Source organism: Kitasatospora sp. NPDC057936 (genome assembly GCF_042887525.1).
GTDB lineage: Bacteria > Actinomycetota > Actinomycetes > Streptomycetales > Streptomycetaceae > Kitasatospora.
Genome location: NZ_JBHVPD010000070.1, coordinates 1 through 14,721 on the forward strand (window position 1 = coordinate 1; position 14,721 = coordinate 14,721).

The 14,721-nt window shown below is 74.3% G+C and carries 10 protein-coding genes; all 10 read right to left on the minus strand.

All coding sequences use genetic code 11. The features are described 5' to 3' along the window. On the minus strand, window positions 1-4,658 hold a 4,658-nt coding region (locus tag ACFVU9_RS30335), incomplete at its 3' end, for a beta-ketoacyl synthase N-terminal-like domain-containing protein (RefSeq protein ID WP_387598842.1). Between the two features lie 92 nt (window positions 4,659-4,750). Continuing rightward, window positions 4,751-5,647, minus strand: a complete 897-nt coding sequence (locus ACFVU9_RS30340; protein WP_380448151.1) for an alpha/beta hydrolase — start codon at window positions 5,645-5,647, stop codon at window positions 4,751-4,753. Between the two features lie 2 nt (window positions 5,648-5,649). Further along, complete coding sequence (locus ACFVU9_RS30345; RefSeq protein WP_359973423.1) at window positions 5,650-5,844, minus strand: ferredoxin; 195 nt, start codon at window positions 5,842-5,844, stop codon at window positions 5,650-5,652. A 59-nt stretch (window positions 5,845-5,903) separates the two neighbouring features. Next, on the minus strand, window positions 5,904-7,124 hold the full coding sequence (locus ACFVU9_RS30350; protein ID WP_380448153.1) for a cytochrome P450: 1,221 nt from the start codon (window positions 7,122-7,124) through the stop codon (window positions 5,904-5,906). Continuing rightward, entirely contained in the window at window positions 7,121-8,290 is a 1,170-nt protein-coding gene (locus tag ACFVU9_RS30355; protein WP_387598847.1) for an acyltransferase family protein, read from the minus strand. Before ACFVU9_RS30355 ends, ACFVU9_RS30350 begins: the two co-directional genes overlap by 4 nt. 73 nt (window positions 8,291-8,363) lie before the next feature. Further along, window positions 8,364-9,980, minus strand: a complete 1,617-nt coding sequence (locus tag ACFVU9_RS30360; RefSeq protein WP_387598850.1) for a dipeptide ABC transporter ATP-binding protein — start codon at window positions 9,978-9,980, stop codon at window positions 8,364-8,366. Then, the gene (locus ACFVU9_RS30365; RefSeq protein WP_380448159.1) at window positions 9,977-10,849 is read right to left on the minus strand and encodes an ABC transporter permease; all 873 of its coding nucleotides are present in this window, start codon (window positions 10,847-10,849) and stop codon (window positions 9,977-9,979) included. Before ACFVU9_RS30365 ends, ACFVU9_RS30360 begins: the two co-directional genes overlap by 4 nt. After that, window positions 10,846-11,796 (minus strand): ABC transporter permease, encoded by a 951-nt coding sequence (locus ACFVU9_RS30370; RefSeq protein ID WP_380448161.1) that lies wholly within the window; start codon window positions 11,794-11,796, stop codon window positions 10,846-10,848. The genes ACFVU9_RS30365 and ACFVU9_RS30370 overlap by 4 nt, the downstream gene beginning before the upstream one ends. Continuing rightward, entirely contained in the window at window positions 11,796-13,430 is a 1,635-nt protein-coding gene (locus tag ACFVU9_RS30375) for an ABC transporter substrate-binding protein (protein ID WP_387598854.1), read from the minus strand. The genes ACFVU9_RS30370 and ACFVU9_RS30375 overlap by 1 nt, the downstream gene beginning before the upstream one ends. A gap of 56 nt (window positions 13,431-13,486) precedes the next feature. Continuing rightward, entirely contained in the window at window positions 13,487-14,533 is a 1,047-nt protein-coding gene (locus tag ACFVU9_RS30380; protein ID WP_380448165.1) for an LLM class flavin-dependent oxidoreductase, read from the minus strand. Window positions 14,534-14,721: the final 188 nt, after the last annotated feature.

A 14,721-nucleotide genomic window follows, 5' to 3' on the forward strand; every position in this document is an offset into this window, starting at 1 on the left:
CCGCGGTGGAGGGCGGGGTGGTCCTGGTCGTTGGCGAGGGCGTCGAGTGCTGCGAGGGCTTCGTCGCGGTCGGCCGCCACCACCGCCGCACGGTGTGCCAAGGAGGACCGACCGGTGGCCAACTGCCGTGCGATGGACGACGGATCGAGCTCGGGGTGCTCGGCGGCATGTGACCGGAGCCGTTCGGCCTGGGCACGCAAGGCCTTCTGGCTGTGGGCGGAGAGCGGCCACAGCGTCGGCCCGGTCGGCGTGGGTTCCACCGGCTCGGTGGTCGGGGCCTCGGCCAGGGCGGGAGCCTGTTCGAGGATGACGTGGGCGTTGGTGCCGCTGATGCCGAAGGAGGACACGGCGGCGCGGCGGGGGTGGCCGTTGGGGGTCCATTCCCGTTCGTGGGTGAGGAGTTCGACGGTGCCGGTGGTCCAGTCGACGTGGGGGGTAGGTTCGTCGATGTGGAGGGTGCGGGGCAGGAGGCCGTGGTGCATGGCCTGGATCATTTTGATGATGCCGCCGACGCCGGCGGCGGCCTGGGTGTGGCCGATGTTGGATTTCAGGGAGCCGAGCAGGAGGGGGTGTTCGGCGGGTCGGTCCTGTCCGTAGGTGGCGAGGATGGCCTGGGCTTCGATGGGGTCGCCGAGGCGGGTGCCGGTGCCGTGGGCCTCGACGGCGTCGATGTCGGCGGGGGTGAGTGCGGCCTGGTGGAGGGCCTGGCGGATGACGCGTTCCTGGGCTGTGCCGTTGGGGGCGGTGAGGCCGTTGGAGGCGCCGTCCTGGTTGATGGCGGAGCCGCGGACGAGGGCGAGGACGTGGTGGCCGTTGCGGCGGGCGTCGGAGAGGCGTTCGACGAGGAGGAGGCCGACGCCTTCGGACCAGCCGGTGCCGTCGGCCGCCGCGGCGAACGGCTTGCAGCGGCCGTCGGCGGACAGTCCGCGCTGCCGGCTGAACTCCAGGAACATGCCGGGCGTCGGCATGACCGTGACGCCGCCGGCGAGTGCGAGGTCGCACTCGCCCTGCCGCAGGGCTTGGGCGGCGAGGTGCAGGGCGACGAGGGAGGAGGAGCACGCGGTGTCGACGGTGACCGCCGGGCCCTCCAGCCCGAACGTGTAGGCGATCCGGCCGGAGGCGACGCTCACGGTGCCGCCGGTCAGCAGGTAGCCGTCGAGGCCGTCGGCGGGTTCGTGCAGCCGGGCACCGTAGTCCTGCGCGGTCGCGCCGATGAAGACGCCCGACGCGCTCCCGCGCAGTCCGTCGGGTGCGATGCCGGCGCGTTCGAACGTCTCCCACGCGGTTTCCAGCAGCAGGCGCTGCTGCGGGTCCATCGCGAGGGCCTCGCGCGGGCTGATCCCGAACAGTGCGGGGTCGAACTCGCCCGCGTCGTGGAGGAATCCGCCCTTGCGGGTGTAGGACGTGCCGGGGTGGTCCGGGTCGGGGTCGTACAGCGCGGAGAGGTCCCAGCCGCGGTTGGTGGGGAAGTCGCCGATGGCGTCGGTGCCGGAGGCGACGAGCCGCCAGAGGTCCTCGGGGGAGGCGACGCCGCCCGGGTAGCGGCAGGCCATGCCGACGATCGCGATCGGGTCGTCGGCGCCGGTCCGGGAGGGGGCCGTGGCCGGCGCCGCGACGTCCGTCCGGGTGCCGGACAGCCGCTCGTGGAGCATCCCGACGACGGCCTCGGGGGTCGGGTGGTTGTAGATCAGCGCGGTCGGCAGTGTCAGCCCGGTGGCGGCCTGCAGGCGGTCGCGCAGCTCGACCCCGGCGAGCGAGTCGAAGCCGAGGTCCTTGAAGGTGCGGCCGGTGTCCACGGTGTCACCCGTGACGTGGCCGAGCACGATGGCGGTCTGGGTGCGCACGAGGTCGAGCAGTTCGACGGGCGCGGCCGGTCGGGCCGGGCGGCCCGCCGAGGCCGGGCCCGCCGGCCCGGTCTGCGGTGCCGGTGCGGGGGCCGTCGCCGGTGCGGGGGCGGTCTCGGGCGCGGGGGACGCGGCCGGGGTGTCGAGCCAGTGGCGTTCGCGCTGGAACGCGTAGGTCGGCAGGGGGACGGGACGTCCACCCCGGACGGCGGGTGACCCGGCCCAGTCCACCCGGGCGCCCCGGACGTGCGCGCCCGCGAGGGCGGCCAGCAGGGTCGTCGGTTCGGGACGGCCGCGGCGCAGCGCGGCCAGCAGCACGGGGTCGTCCTCGTCCTGGCCCGCCAGGGACTCGCGGCCCATGCCGGTGAGCACGGCGTCGGGGCCGAGTTCGAGGAACACGCCGACGCCGTTGCGGCGCAGCGTGCGGATGCCGTCGTGGAAGCGGACGGCCTCGCGGATGTGCCGCGTCCAGTACGCGGGGGAGGTGAGCTCCTCGGCGGTGGCGAGCTCGCCGGTGACGTTCGAGACCACCGGGACGCGGGGTGCGTGGAAGGTCAGTCCGGCGGCGACGCGGTGGAACTCGTCGAGGACGGGGTCCATGTGGGGGGAGTGGAAGGCGTGGCTCGTGGTGAGGCGCCGGGTGCGCCGGCCCTGGGCGGTCAGCGCTTCGGTGACGCGCAGGACGTCGGGTTCGTCGCCGGCGATGACGACGGCGCGGGGTCCGTTGACGGCGGCGAGGGAGACGCGCGCGTCGAGGAGCGGCAGCACCTCGTCCTCGGTGGCCTCGACGGCGGCCATGGCCCCGCCCGCGGGCACTGCCTGCATGAGCCGTCCGCGGGCGGCGACCAGGAGTGCGGCGTCGTCGAGCGAGAGGACTCCCGCGGCGTGGGCGGCGACGATCTCGCCGACGGAGTGGCCGGCGAGGTGGTCCGGCGTCAGGCCGAACCGTCCCACCAGGTGGTGGAGGGCGGTTTCGAGGGCGAAGAGGGCGGGTTGGGTGTAGCGGGTCTGGTGGAGGAGCGCGGCTTCGGGGGTGCCCTCGTCGGCGAAGACGATGTCGCGCAGCGGGTGGTCGAGGTGGGGGTCGAGGGCGGCGCAGGCGGCGTCGAAGGCGGCGGCGAACTCGGGGTGGGCGGCGTGGAGTTCGCGGCCCATGCCGGCGCGCTGACTGCCCTGGCCGGTGAACAGGAACGCGACGCCCGCGGGGCCGGACGCCCGCCCCCGCACGATCGCCGGATGGTCCTCGCCGGCGGCCAGCGCCTCGACGCCGCGCAGCAGCCCGGCGGGGTCGTCCGCCAGCACCACGGCGCGCTCGTCGAAGAGCGTCCTCGTGGTGGCCAGCGCATGGGCCGTGTCGACCGGGCGGGCGGTGCCGGCCCCGGGGGCCAGGTGGTCGCGGAGCCGGGCGGCCTGGGCCCGCAGGGACCGGGCGTCGCGTGCGGACAGCGGCCACGGGACGGGTCCGGCGCCGTCCGCGCCCTGTTCGGCGGCGAGAGCGGTGGCGGAGCCGGCCGGTGTGCTCACCGGGCCCGTTCCGCGCAGCTCGGCCACGCTCGCGGCATCGGCCAGCACCACGTGGCAGTTGGTGCCGCCCATGCCGAACGAGCTGACGCCCGCGACCAGCGGGAGCTCCGCCCGTGGCCACGGGCCCTGCTCGGTGCGCACCCGCAGACCGAGCTCGTCCAGGGGGATCGCCGGGTTGGGCGCGCGGAAGTTGAGGCTCGCCGGGATGCTGCCCCGCGAGATGGCCAGCGCCGTCTTCAGCAGGCCGACGAGTCCGGCGGCGCCCTCCAGGTGGCCGACGTTCGTCTTCGCCGAGCCGACGTGCAGCGCGTCGTCCGGCGTCCGGCCGCGGCCGAGCACGGCGCCCAGGGCCGCCGCCTCGACCGGGTCGCCCACCGGCGTGCCGGTGCCGTGCAGTTCGACGTACTGCACGGCGAGCGGCGGGGTGCCGGCCCGCTCGTGGGCCGTGCGCAGCACGGCCTCCTGCGCGGTCCGGTCGGGGACGGTCAGGGCGGTGGAGGCACCGTCGTTGTTGACGGCGCTGCCGAGGATCACGCAGTGCACGTGGTCGCCGTCGGCGAGCGCGCGGTCGAGGGGCTTGAGGACGACGGCGACGCCGCCCTCGCCGCGGACGTAGCCGTTGGCGCGGGCGTCGAACGTGTAGCAGCGTCCGTCGGGGGAGAGGGCGCCGAACCGGGCGCTGTCGGCACTGGATCCGGGGGAGAGGATCAGGTTGACCCCGCCGACGACGGCGAGTTCGGACTCGCCGCTGCGCAGGCTCTCGCAGGCCAGGTGGACCGCGACGAGCGACGAGGACTGTGCCGCGTCCACCGTGAGGCTCGGGCCGGTGAGGCCGAGGACGTACGAGAGCCGGTTGGCGAGGATCCCGCGGTGGAGGCCGGTCACCGCGTGGCGGTCGCCGGCGTCCTCACCGCGGCGGTGGTGCAGGGCCGCGTAGTCGTCCCAGATGGCGCTCGCGAACACCGCGGTGCGGCTGCCGGTGAGTGCGGCCGGGACGATTCCGGACTCCTCCAGCGCCTCCCAGCCGAGTTCGAGCATCAGCCGCTGCTGCGGGTCCATCGCCGCGGCCTCGCGCGGGGAGATCCCGAAGAAGGCGGCGTCGAAGCGGTCGACCTCGTCGAGGAAGGCGCCACGGGCGGGGGCGGCAGCGGACCACCGGCCCGCCGGCGCCTCTCCCACCGCGTCCTCGCCGCTGCTGAGCAGCTGCCAGAACGCGGCGGGGTCGGGCGCCTTGGGCAGGCGGCAGGCGAGTCCGATGACGGCGATCGGTGCGGAGTGGTCGCTACGCATGGTCTGTGACGTGCTCCCTCGTCGACGACGACCTGGTGGCAACCACCCTCGCCAGCGGGGCTAACGACGACCTTTGCGCGTTCTAAACCCTGCTAAACCCGGCGGTCCGGGTGCAGCCCGCGGCGCAGCGTGACCAGGTGCTCGACCGCGATCCGCTGCTGGTCCTCCGGGGCCGCCGCGCCGCCGAAGGCGTGGTAGGCACCGGGGTAGTTGTGGACTTCGGTGGGCACACCCGCCTCGGCGAGCCGTAGGCCGTAGCGGAGTCCCTCGTCGCGCAGCGGGTCGAGGCCCGCCGTGGAGATGTACGCCGGTGGCAGGCCGCGGAGGTCCGCGGCGCGGGCCGGTGCGGCGTACTTCGGCGTCGTCTCCCGCCCCGCCCCGAGGTAGAGCTGCCAGCTCTCCTCGGCGAGCGGCCGGTTCCAGATGGGTGTGGCGGTGTGTTCGGCCATCGAGGGGGTGTTCAGCCGGTCGTCCAGCACCGGGGTGCTCAGGTGCTGGAAGCACAGCGCGGGGCCGCCGCGGTCGCGCGCGAGCAGGGTGAGGCCCGCGGCGAGACAGCCGCCGGAGCTCGCGCCGGCCACGGCGAGCCGGGCCGGGTCGGCGCCCAGCTCGGCCGGGTTCGCGGCGGTCCACTCCAGTGCCGCCCAGCAGTCGTCCAGACCCGCCGGGAACGGGTGCTCGGGCGCGAGCCGGTAGGCCACGGCGACCACGACGGCCGAGGCGTGCAGGGCGGCCTGCGCGGCGCCGTGGTGAGCGGCGTCCACGTTGCCGAGGACGAAGCCCCCGCCGTGGATCCAGAGCACCGCGGGCAGCGCGGCGTCCTCGGCGTCGGGCCGGTAGATCCGCACCCGCACGTCCGGGGCCCCCGGAGGGCCGGGCACGAACAGCTCGCGCACCGAGACGCCTGGTACGGCGGGCAGTTCGCCGAGCGGGCGCGGGCCGGCCCGGTGGTCGGCGATCGCGTCGGCGAGGTTTCCCGTCACGGGCATGGTCAGGCCTCCAGGGCGATCGCCTGCGACGGGCAGAGCGCGATGGTCTCGCGCAGCCGCGCTTCCTCCGCCTCCCCCTCCACCGAGGGTGTCAGCACGAGCACCGTGCCTTCCGTCGACTGGTCGAAGCGGTCGGGTGCGGACAGGACGCACTGTCCCGCGCCCAGACACCTTCCGGTGTCGGCCGTGATGCGCATTGTTCTCCTCGTTGTTCTGATCCGTCAGGTACCGCTGCCAGTCTGCAGATTGGCACTCGTCACCAGGTGACCGGCAGTTTCCAGACGCCCTGGACCCCGCCCGCCTCCTTGACCGGCAGTTCCGTCTCCGGCACGGCCAGCCGCAGACCCGGCAGCCGGCGGAAGAGCGTGGACAGGGCGATCTCCATCTCTGCCCGGGCCAGGTTCTGGCCGATGCACTGGTGGACGCCGTGGCCGAAGGAGATGTGGTGCCGGGCACCGCGGGCGACGTCGAACGACCCGGCCGCGGGGAAGGCGGCCTCGTCCCGGTTGGCGGTGGAGATGACCACGACGACCCCGTCACCGGCCTTGATGCGCTGTCCGCCCAGCTCGGTGTCGGTGGTGGCGAACCGGGCCACGCCGTCGGCGATCGCCATGTAGCGCAGCAGTTCCTCGACCGCGGTCGGCAGCACGTCCGGGTTGTCGCGCAGGGCGGCGAGCTGGTCCGGGTGCTTCAGCAGGGTGAGGACACCGAGGGCGATGGCGCTCGCGGTGGTCTCGTGGCCCGCGACGAGCAGCAGCAGTGCGATGTCCACCAGTTCGCGGTGGGAGAGCGCGCCGACGGCCAGCTGCTCGGCGATCAGGGTGTCGAGCAGCCCGTCGCCCGGTTCGCGTTCCTTGCGCCGGATCAGCTCGTCGAGGTAGGAGCTCAGCTGCGCGAAGGCGTCGGCGCTGTCCTCCAGGGTGGTGCTCCCGGTGACCACGCGCCGTGACTGCTGTTCGAAGAACGTGTGGTCGGCGTAGGGCACGCCGAGCAGCTCGCAGATGACGATCGACGGCACGGGCAGCGCGAAGTCGGGAACGAGGTCGGCCACCGGGCCCTTGGCCTCGATGGCGTCCACGAGCTCGTCGACCAGGCGCTGGATGCCGGGGCGCAGCGCCTGCACCTTCTTGACGGTGAAGGTGGAGAGCAGCATGCGCCGCTGGACGGTGTGTTCCGGCGGGTCCATGCCGATGAAGTTCTTGACCTTGCGCGCGGATTCGAAGCGCGGGGCGGTGGCCGGGTAGTCGCGGTGGACGCGGTCGGAGGAGAAGGTGGCGGCGTCGAGCAGGACCTGACGGGCCTCGGTGTGGCCGCTGACGGCCCACACCCGGCGGCCGTCGTAGAGCTCGACGGCGGAGACCGGTCCTTCCTCGCGGTACCGGTCGTAACCGGACGGCGGCTGGAAGGGGCAGCCGCGGGCCTGGGGGTACGCCGGTGGTCGGCGGTCGTCGCTCGCGGCTCGCGTGGTGTCGGTCATTCCTTGGCCTCCAGGGCGGGGACGGAAAGGGGTGTGGTGTGCGGCGCGCGGCGCTCCGCGCGAGGTGTGCTGAGCAGGCGCACGAGCGGGCTCTCGACCCAGGTGAACAGCGCGAGGGCCAGCACCAGGCAGAACGCCAGAGCCGCGACGAGCAGGGCGGCCGCGGCGGCCGTCGGCAGGCTCCGCCCCTCGACGAGCCACCGGTGCCCGTACGTGACGACGAGGCCGTGCACCATGTAGAAGGCGAAGGAGAGTTCGCCGAGCCGTACCAGGAGCCGGCCCCGGAACGGGGTCGGGGTGCCGTCGCGGTCGGCGACGGCGGCGCTCGCGACCAGCGGGGTGAGCCAGAGGGCGGCGGTGCCCGCGACGCCGTACAGGTACGGCACGGCCGAGTTGAGGGCGTAGCCGCCGACGGCGATCAGGCTGGCCGGCCACAGGCCGATCCGCGGCCACGAGCCGGACAGCACGAGCCGGGCGGCGACCATGCCGAGGACGAACTCCAGCGCCCGGACCGGCGGGAAGAAGTAGACGAACCAGATCTGCTCGAAGGAGAGCGAGCCGTCGGCGATGAAGGGCAGCGGCTGTCCGTGCAGGGTGTGCAGGCTGATCCACGGGACCGCCACGGTGCACACGGCGAGGGCTCCGGCGAGGGCCCACAGGCGCCGTATCGGCACCCGGTCGAGCAGGCGCAGGAGCCACGGGAAGCTCAGGTAGAAGAACAGTTCGCAGGAGAGTGACCAGCTGACGGCGTTCATCGTGTTGGGGACCTGGATCTGCGGCACCCACGCCTGCAGCAGGAACAGGTTGGTCAGCGTGCCCTCCGTGGTGAAGACGTCGGAGGCCGCGAGCATCAGGGCGGCGGCGATCACGAAGGTGACCAGGTGGTTCGGGTAGATCTTGACGAGCCGACGCCGCCAGACCCGGGTCGCGGTGTCGTTCGGCCGCGCCGACCAGGTCAGGACGAAGCCGCTGAGCACGAAGAAGAAGCTCACGCCGTAGAAGCCGGCGTTGGCGAAGACGGTGCTGAGGGTGTCGCCCGCACCACCCGGGATGAACCGGGTCTGCCAGGTGGTGTGGAAGGCGAAGACGAGCAGGGCGGCGATGAACCGCATCCCGGTGAGCGAGGGCAGTCTGGTGGTTCTCGGCGGTCTCGGCGTGGCGGGCATGAGTGGCGGCCTCCGGGGCGCAAGAGTGTCCGAAATTGGCCCTTCGAGGCTTGCAGCGGCTCATTGGCCGGATCTAAAGCTGTTCTTTGGCAGCACCAAACGCCGCACGGGTGCGGCGCGGTACCGCGTCGAGCAACTCCGCGGTGTACGGGTGCGAGGGCGTCGCGAGGACCTCCTCCACCGGTCCCGACTCCACGACGCGGCCGGCGCGCATCACCATCACCCGTGTGCACACCTCCCGGACGACCGCCAGGTCGTGGGAGACGAAGAGCGTCGCCAGACCGAGGGAGTCCTGCAACTCCCGCAGCAGGTCGAGGATCTGTGCCTGGACGGACACGTCCAGCGCCGACACCGGTTCGTCGCACACGAGCACCCGGGGCCCGGGGGCGAGCGCCCGGGCGATGGCCACGCGCTGACGCTGGCCGCCGGACAGGGCGAGCGGCCGGCGCTCCAGCAGTTCCTGCGGGAGTCCCACCTGCCGCAGCAGCCGCACCGTCCGGTCGTGGCGCTCCGCGCGGGCCGTTCCCGCGGCGCCCAGGGCCTCGTCGATGATCCGGGCCACCGTCCAGCGCGGGTCGAAGGCGCTCAGCGGGTCCTGCGGGACGAGCTGGATGGCGTGCCGCCGGGCCCGCCGGGCCCGTTCGGGCAGCGTGCTCCACGGCTCGCCGTCCAGCCGCACCTCGCCGGTGTCGGGAGCCAGCAGGCCGAGGGCGATCCGGGCGAGCGTGGACTTCCCGGAGCCCGACTCGCCGACGAGGCCGAGCGCCTCGCCGGCGTGCAGGGTGAACGAGACCTGCTCCACGGCCGTCCGCCGGCTGCGTCGCGGACCCTGGTAGTGCTTGCCGACTCCCTCGGCCCGCAGCACCGGGCGGCCGGTGCCGCTGGACGGCCGGGCCGTCCGCGGGTGGCCGCCCGGCACCGCGGCCAGCAGCGAGCGGGTGTAGGCGTGGCGGGGGCGGTCGAGCACCTCGCCGACCGGGCCCGACTCGACGACGCGGCCGTCCTTCATCACCGCGACCTCGTCGGCCAGGGCCTCGACCACGGCGAGGTCGTGGCTGATCAGCAGCACGCCGGTGCCGGCCGCCTTCAACTCGCCCAGCAGTGCGAGGATCCGGGACTGCACGGCGGCGTCCAGCGCGGTCGTCGGCTCGTCGGCGATCAGGACGGCCGGGTCCGCTGCCAGGGCGGAGGCGATCAGCGCCCGCTGCCGGAGTCCGCCCGACAGCTGGTGGACGTACGCGCGGGCCCGCTCGGCCGGCTCCGGCACGCCGACCCGGGTCAGCAGATCGACCACCACCGCCCCGGCGTCGCGCCGGGGTACGGTCCGGTGGGTCAGCAACGATTCGGCGATCTCCCGGCCGACCGGGCGCAGCGGGTCGAGGGCGACCAGTGCGTCCTGGGCGACCAGCCCGATCCGCCGGCCCCGGACCGCACGCCAGTCGCGCGGCCCGAACTTCCGGGCGTCGTCCCCGCAGATGCGCAGCCGCTGCGCGGTGACGGCCGCGGTGGGTCCGGCGAGGCCCAGCAGGCTGCGGGCGAACGTGCTCTTGCCCGAGCCGGACTCGCCGACCAGGGCCAGGCACCGGCCGGCGTCCAGGCTGAGCGAGGCGCCGCGAACGGCGTGGACCTGTCCGCCCCCCGTGCCGAACCTGACGTCGAGCCCGGCCACGTCGATCAGTGGTTCCGTCATGCCGCGGACCGCCCTTCGGATCGTGCCTGTGCGTGGCGTCCCAGCACGGTGACGGTCACCACCGTGGTGACCAGCAGCAGGCCGGGGAAGAACGCGATCCACCAGGCCTGTTCGAGGAAGCCCTGGCCCTCGGTGAGCATCGCGCCCCACTCCGGCGTCGGCGGCTGGGCGCCGAGGCCGAGGTAGCTGAGCGCCGCCCCGGTGGAGACGGACGCGCCGAGGGTGACGGTCGCCAGGACGAGCAGCGGCGCGAGCGTGTTGGGCAGGACGTGCCGCAGGACGATCAGCGACCGGCGGACCCCGATCGCGACGGCGGCCTCGACGTACCCCGAGCGGCGCACCAGCAGGGCCTGGGCGCGGACCACCCGGGCGAAGCCGGGGGCGAGCCCGACCGCCACGGCGGCCGTCGCGCCCGTCACGCCCTTGCCGACGACGAGGACGACCAGGAGGGCGAGCAGCAGGCCGGGCACCGCGAGCAGCGCGTCGGCGATGCGCATCAGCAGGGCGTTCCCGAACCGGCCGGACAGCGCGGCGGCCAGGCCCCAGAGCACGGCGAGGGCCACTCCGCAGCCGGTCGCCGCGGCGCCGATCGCGAGCGAGTAGCGGGTGCCGTGCACCACCCTGGTGAAGACGTCCCGGCCGAGCTGGTCGGTGCCGAACCAGTGCTCGGAGCCCGGCGGCTGGAGCGCGTTCAGCGGATCGGTGTCGGTCGGGTTGCCGTCCGCGAACAGGGACGGGACGAGGGCGGCCAGCAGGATCAGGGCCAGCAGGGCCGCGGCGAGCAGCACGCCGGGCCGCGGCCGGACGCCCGGGACCCGTTCGGTCAGCGCCGTCAACGGGCCGGTCCGCACCGGCTGTTCGGTGGTCATGCCGCCGTCACCCCCGTTCCCTCGCGCAGCCGCGGATCGACCAGCGCGTACAGCACCTCGATCAGCGCGCCCACGGCGACGAACACCACCGCGGACAGCGCGACCACTCCCTGCACGACCGGGAGGTCGCGGCCCTCGACGGCCTGCAGGGTGACCCGGCCGATCCCGGACCTGGCGAACACGTCCTCCACGACCACCGCCCCGCCCAGCAGCGTGCCGGTGAACCAGCCGGTCAGGGTGAGCGCCGGCAGGGCGGCGTGCCGCAGCCCGTGCCGCACGCGCACGGCGGGCTCGGCGAGTCCGCGGGCCCGGGCGGTCTGCGCGAACGGCTGCTCCAGGGCCCGCAGCAGTCCCTCGCGCACGACCGGGATGAGGACCGCGGCGATCGGCAGGGCCAGTGTGGCCACCGGCAGGACGAGCGACCGCACGTCGTCGCCGTCGGAGACGGGCAGCCAGCCGAGCCGGAACGAGAAGACCGTCAACAGGACGATCCCGAGCCAGAAGGACGGCGTGGAGACGACGACCAGCTCGATCGCGGCCGACACCCGGCGCGGCAGCCGGGAGCGGCCCGAGGTGAGCACCGCGACGGCGACCGCCAGCGCCACCGCCACCAGCGTGGCCCACAGCGCCAGTTCGGCGGTCGGCCGGAACTGTGCGGAGAGCACGGAGGAGACCGGCTGCTGCAGCTGGTAGGAGTCGCCGAGGTCGCCGTGCGCCAGCCGGAGCAGGTAGCGCAGGTACTGGACGGCCAGCGGCTGGTCGAGGCCGTAGTGGTGCCGGACCTCCGCCCGCTGCTCGTCGCCGACCAGGGAGTTCGAGCCGACGATGGCGTTCACCGGGTCGCCGGGGATCAGGTGCAGCGCCAGGAAGGCGCAGCTGGCCGCGCCCCAGACCACGAGGACGGCGCCCCCGAGCCGGGACGCGACGACACGCAGGAGGGCGGGCATCAGCGGGCCTCCGTCCAGGCGCCGTAGAACTCGGGCCAGGCCGAGCTGCCGAGGCGCAGGCCGTGCACCTTCCGGTTCACGCCCACGGCGGCCTTCACGACGTACGCGGGCACCACGGCCGCCTGATCGAGCGCCCAGCGCTGCACCTCGGCGTAGTCCGCGGCGCGCTCGTCCGGCGACTGGGACGCCTGGGCCCGCCGGAGCCAGTCGTCGACCCCGGGGTCGGAGACCCGGGAGAAGTTGTGGCCGGTGGCCGAACCCTCGGTGGTGAGGAAGAAGTGGCTGAGCATGTCGCCGTCGGCGCGGCCCCAGGAGGTCTCGACCACGTCGTAGCGGCCCTGGGCCAGCCGTCCCGCGACCTCGGTGGCGTCGGTGGAGGCGGCCAGGTCCAGTCTGATCCCGGACTTCTTCAGATCGCCCTGGACCGCCTGTGAGAAGAGGCTCGGCTTGCCGTAGACGGGTGCGACGACGGTGAGCGTGCGGCCGTCCCTGGTGCGGTAGCCCTGGGCGTCGCGGCCGGTCCAGCCGGCCTCGTCCAGGAGCCGGCCGGCCAGCGCGCGGTCGAACGGCCAGCTCTTCTCCAGGGCGGCGTCGTAGCTGTGCGGGGTGGAGGGGGCGAGCGGGCTCCAGGCGCGCGTGCCGGTGCCCTGGAAGACGGACTTGGTGATGGCGTCGAGGTCGATGGCGCGCTGGAAGGCCGTGCGCACCCGCACGTCGGAGAAGAGCTCGCTGCGGGTGTTGAGGAAGAAGGTGTCCACCACGCCGGGGACGTCCATGGTGAGGATGCCGAGGTGGGGATCCCGGGACACCATGGGCGCCTGGTTGGCCGGGACGGCGTCGATGGCCGACACCTGGCCCGAGGTCAGCGCGCCGACCCTGGTGGTGTCCTCGGCGATGAACCGCAGCGTGAGGGAGTCGAGCATGGCCGGGCCGCTGTGCCCGGCGTGCTCGGGGGCCCACTGGTAGTCGGGGTTCCTGCTGTACTGCCGCTGCTGGCCGCGCAGGTAGGCGCCGGCCTTGAACGGGCCCGAGCCCACCGAGTCGGTGCCGGAGCACAGCTTGTCCGCGCCGGCCTTGAGCGAGGCCGGCGAGGCGATGCCCAGGTACGTGGTGCTGAGGGCCTGCAGGAAGGGTGCGTAGGGGCGCTCGAAGCGCACCTCCAGCTGGTACTTCCCGGTGACGGTGGTCCCCTGGTACGGGCCGAGCAGGCCCGCGGCGTACTGGGAGCGGGTCTCCTTGGCCGTGATGTGGTCGAAGTTGGCCTTCACCGCCTCGGCGTCGAGCGGTGTGCCGTCGTGGAAGGTCACGTCCTGGCGGAGGGTGAAGGTGTAGACCTCGCCGTCCTCGCTCGTGCGCCAGGACTGCGCGAGCCAGGGTTCCAGCTCGCCGTCCGGGGTTTGGTAGACCAATGAGTCGAACACCGGCCGCTGGACGAAGGCCGTCACGTCCTGGGCGCTGGTGTGCGGGTCCCAGCAGTCCGGCTCCTTCTTCACCGCGTACGTCAGGTGGCCGCCGGTGCGTGGCCCGGAGCCGCCCGGCGTGCCGTCGGCGCCGGGGCCGCAGGCCTGGGCGCCGACGAGCACGAGAACGGACAGCAGCACGGCTTCGAGCGGGGCGGTGCGGCGCGAACGCATTCGAACTCCGGGGCGGCTGGCGGACTCTGGACCGTGCACGACTCTCTCGGGGATCTCTAAAGCCGAACTGAAACACCCTCGGTGCCGGCCCCCGGCCGCACCGCGGCCGCGGCCTCGGCGAGGAGCTCGAAGGAGCGCAGCCGCTCGCCCTGGTCGGGCACGATGGTCAGCGCCATCAGCTCGTCCGCGCCGGTGCGCGCCACCAGCGCGGTGAGCTTCTCGCGGACCGTCTCCGGGCCGCCGACCAGCTGGGGCTCGACCAGGTCGTCCAGGAACTGCCGCTCGGCCGGGGAGAACACGTGCGCGGCGGTCTCCCGCGCGGACGGGAAGGCGTCGAAGCGCGGCACCATGCGCATCCGTATCTTGCCGAGGAGGTAAGGTGCGGCCGCGGCCCGGGCCGCGGCGTCGGTCTCGGCCACCGTGACCAGTGCGGCGACCAGGGTGCGGGGCCGGTCGAGGTGGGCGGAGGGCCGGAAGGACCTGCGGTACAGCTCCAGGGCGTGCGCCGCGGCGTGCGGGTTGATCTGGTGGGCGAAGGCGTACGGCAGGCCGAGCGCGCCGGCCGCCTGGGCGCTCGACGGGCTGGAGCCCAGCATCCACAGGTCCGGGCGGCCGTCGGCGGCGGGCACCGCGACGATGCCGGAGTCGGGGGAGCCGGGCGCGAAGTACCCGTCGAGCTCGGCTATCTGGTGCGCGAAGTCGTCCTGGCCCAGCTCGGGCACCCGGCGCAGCGCGCGGGCGGTGAGCGGGTCGGTGCCGGGCGCGCGCCCGAGGCCGAGGTCGATCCGGCCCGGGTGCAGGGCCTCCAGCGTGCCGAACTGCTCGGCCACGACCAGCGGTGCGTGGTTGGGCAGCAGCACGCCGCCCGATCCGACCTTGAGGGTGGTGGTGACCGCGGCGAGGCTGCCGACGAGGACCCCCGGTGCCGAGGTGGCGAGGCTCGGGGTGTTGTGGTGCTCGGCGACCCAGTAGCGCAGGTAGCCGAGCGCCTCGACCTTGGGGGCGAGGGCCACGGTGTCGCGCAGCGCCTGGGTCGCGGTCCCGCCGGCGAAGACGGGCACGACGTCGAGGACGGACAGGGGGATTCCGGCGAGCTTGCTCATGGGTTCTCCACAGGTGGTCGACGGCCCGCGAGGGCCGGGTGTGGCCGGTGGTTCCGGTTCCCCGGGGCGGGGGCGGGGCCGGGGGCCGCGCGGCCCCCGGGGGGGGGGGGCCGGACAAGGACAGGGGCGGGGGGGCGGGGGAAGTGTGGGGGGGGGCCGGGGCTGCGCCCCCCCCGCCGAACCGGCAC

Excerpts from the sequence above, each read along its gene's own strand:
- ACFVU9_RS30340 (WP_380448151.1), bottom strand. The coding sequence starts at position 5,647 with ATGCCCGTGACGGGAAACCTCGCCGACGCGATCGCCGACCACCGGGCC.
- ACFVU9_RS30345 (WP_359973423.1), bottom strand. The coding sequence starts at position 5,844 with ATGCGCATCACGGCCGACACCGGAAGGTGTCTGGGCGCGGGACAGTGC.
- ACFVU9_RS30350 (WP_380448153.1), bottom strand. The coding sequence starts at position 7,124 with ATGACCGACACCACGCGAGCCGCGAGCGACGACCGCCGACCACCGGCG.
- ACFVU9_RS30355 (WP_387598847.1), bottom strand. The coding sequence starts at position 8,290 with ATGCCCGCCACGCCGAGACCGCCGAGAACCACCAGACTGCCCTCGCTC.
- ACFVU9_RS30360 (WP_387598850.1), bottom strand. The coding sequence starts at position 9,980 with ATGACGGAACCACTGATCGACGTGGCCGGGCTCGACGTCAGGTTCGGC.
- ACFVU9_RS30365 (WP_380448159.1), bottom strand. The coding sequence starts at position 10,849 with ATGACCACCGAACAGCCGGTGCGGACCGGCCCGTTGACGGCGCTGACC.
- ACFVU9_RS30370 (WP_380448161.1), bottom strand. The coding sequence starts at position 11,796 with ATGCCCGCCCTCCTGCGTGTCGTCGCGTCCCGGCTCGGGGGCGCCGTC.
- ACFVU9_RS30375 (WP_387598854.1), bottom strand. The coding sequence starts at position 13,430 with ATGCGTTCGCGCCGCACCGCCCCGCTCGAAGCCGTGCTGCTGTCCGTT.
- ACFVU9_RS30380 (WP_380448165.1), bottom strand. The coding sequence starts at position 14,533 with ATGAGCAAGCTCGCCGGAATCCCCCTGTCCGTCCTCGACGTCGTGCCC.